Consider the following 2,117-nt stretch of genomic DNA (forward strand, 5'->3'; position numbering starts at 1 on the left):
CCACGAACGGGACCGGGCACCAGGGCTCGAGCACCGCCCGCAGCAGTCGCGAGTCGGGGCCCGCGGCGATCACCGCACGCGGACGGGCGAGCTCCTGGGCCCGCGCGACCGCCTCGTCGGTCGCGTCCGCGGCGTCACCGGCGGCACGGCGCACCCGCGCACCGGACTCGGCCAGCGCGCGGAGCGCGGCATCGGACTCCAGGATGGTGACGTCGTCGAGCCGGGACTCGTCGAACCAGGTGACCACGGTGCGGCCCCTCTCAGGGCTTGCGCGCCTCGTCGACCAGCAGCACCGGGATGTCGTCTCGGATGGGGTAGGCGAGGCCGCAGCCCTGGCAGACCAGCTCGGCCTCGACCAGGTCCAGGTCGGACCGGCACGCCGGGCAGACGACGATCTGCAGCAGCTCGGGGTCGAGGTTCACGGCGTTCATCGGGTCGCTCCCTTGTCTCGGATCCGGCCGAGCACGCGGTCGCGCACCTCGGCCATGGTCGCCTCGTCCCGGCCCTCGGCGTTGAGCCGGAGCAGCGGTTCGGTGTTGGACGGGCGCACGTTGAAGGACCAGTCGGCGTGGCTGACGGTCAGGCCGTCGAGGTGGTCGATGCGGACGCCGTCGGTGCCGGCGTACGCCGACTCCAGGGCCGCGAGCACCGCGCCCGGGTCGGTCACCTCGCTGTTGATCTCACCGCTGACCGCGTAGCGCTCGTACGCCGCGAGCAGCTCGGAGAGCGGCCGGTCGGTGTCCGCCAGCGCGGCCATCGTGTGCAGCGCCGCGAGCATGCCCGAGTCGGCGCGCCAGAAGTCGCGGAAGTAGAAGTGACCGCTGTGCTCGCCGCCGAAGATCGCGCCGGTCTCGGCCATCGTGGCCTTGATGAACGAGTGCCCGACCCGGGTGCGCACCGGGGTGCCGCCCAGCTCGGTGACGATCTCGGGCACCGCGCGGCTGGTGATCAGGTTGTGGATCACGGTCGCGCCGGGCTCCTTGGCCAGCTCGCGGGCCGCGATCAGTGCGGTCAGGGTCGAGGGCGAGACGGCCCTCCCCCGCTCGTCGACCACGAAGCACCGGTCGGCGTCGCCGTCGAACGCCAGCCCGAGGTCGGCTCCCTCGGCGAGGACCCGGCGTTGGAGGTCGACGAGGTTGGCCGGGTCGATGGGGTTGGCCTCGTGGTGGGGGAAGGTGCCGTCCAGCTCGAAGTACAGGGGGACCAGCTCGACGGCCGCGCCGAGCCGCCCGAAGACGGCCGGGGCCGTGTGTCCGGCCATGCCGTTGCCGGCATCGACGACGACCTTGAGCCGGCGCCCGGACACCGGGGCCAGCGTGAGCAGGTGCGCGGCGTACGCCTCGAGGACGTCGTGCTCGGAGATCGACCCGGCCGCGCCGGTGGCCGCTCGCGGCTCGCTCGCCTGGCCGACCAGGTCGCGGATCTGCGCCAGCCCGGTGTCCATGCCCACGGGCTGGGCGTAGCTGCGGCACAGCTTGATGCCGTTGTACTGGGCGGGGTTGTGGCTGGCGGTGAACATCGCGCCGGGGAGCTCGAGGTGCCCGGAGGCGAAGTAGAGCTGGTCGGTCGACGCCAGGCCGATCAGCACCACGTCCGCTCCGGCCGAGCTCGCGCCCTCGGCGAACGCACCGGCCATGCCGGGCGAGCTGGGTCGCATGTCGTGCCCGACGACGACGGTGGTGGCGCCGACGACCTGGACGAACGCGGCGCCGGTCGCCCGGGCGAGTGCCTCGTCGATCTGGTCGGGGACGGTGCCCCGCACGTCGTACGCCTTGAAGACGGCGCGGACGTTCGCCGGATCGAGGGTGGCGGCCATGCCTGACAGGGTATCGGTGAGCATGGCTGGTCGACCGTCTGGTCGACCGTCTGGTTGGCGCGGGGACCGGGCGGGTTCGTGGCCGCGAGCGCACCCACCCGAGAGCGATCCATCGCCCACCCCCGCCGGCTGCCCCGGTCAGTCGCTGCTGAGCACCCGCAGGTGGCCACGGCGGGTGGTCTCCCTGCCGGTCTCCTGCGCGGGTGCCACGCGCTCCGCCGGCACCGGCCGGGCGGCCTCGCGCACGGCGTCGGCGAGCGCGAGCAGGTCGTCGCTCGACGGCCCCTGCGCGGCCGGGTCG

3 protein-coding genes and 1 pseudogene are annotated in these 2,117 nt (G+C 73.8%); all 4 read right to left on the reverse strand.

Going from position 1 to position 2,117, the window contains the following annotated elements:
• Positions 1 to 247: pseudogene (locus VGD85_RS03905) on the reverse strand (hypothetical protein); the annotation flags it as partial.
• A 13-nt stretch (positions 248 to 260) separates the two neighbouring features.
• Positions 261 to 431 carry a Trm112 family protein gene (locus tag VGD85_RS03910; protein ID WP_414690753.1) on the reverse strand — a complete coding sequence of 57 codons (171 nt, stop codon included), beginning with the start codon at positions 429 to 431 and terminating at the stop codon, positions 261 to 263.
• On the reverse strand, positions 428 to 1,816 hold the full coding sequence (locus VGD85_RS03915; RefSeq protein ID WP_331062140.1) for a phosphomannomutase/phosphoglucomutase: 1,389 nt from the start codon (positions 1,814 to 1,816) through the stop codon (positions 428 to 430). The genes VGD85_RS03910 and VGD85_RS03915 overlap by 4 nt, the downstream gene beginning before the upstream one ends.
• A gap of 138 nt (positions 1,817 to 1,954) precedes the next feature.
• Positions 1,955 to 2,117: DUF3499 family protein (locus VGD85_RS03920; RefSeq protein ID WP_331062142.1), on the reverse strand; the 163-nt coding region annotated here is incomplete at its 5' end.

Origin of the sequence: Nocardioides sp. (assembly GCF_036401255.1) — a bacterium.
In the GTDB taxonomy this organism is placed as follows: domain Bacteria; phylum Actinomycetota; class Actinomycetes; order Propionibacteriales; family Nocardioidaceae; genus Nocardioides.

Bases quoted from the DNA above. Each gene is read 5' to 3' on its own strand.
- VGD85_RS03915 (WP_331062140.1), bottom strand. From the start codon at position 1,816: ATGGCCGCCACCCTCGATCCGGCGAACGTCCGCGCCGTCTTCAAGGCG.
- VGD85_RS03910 (WP_414690753.1), bottom strand. From the start codon at position 431: ATGAACGCCGTGAACCTCGACCCCGAGCTGCTGCAGATCGTCGTCTGC.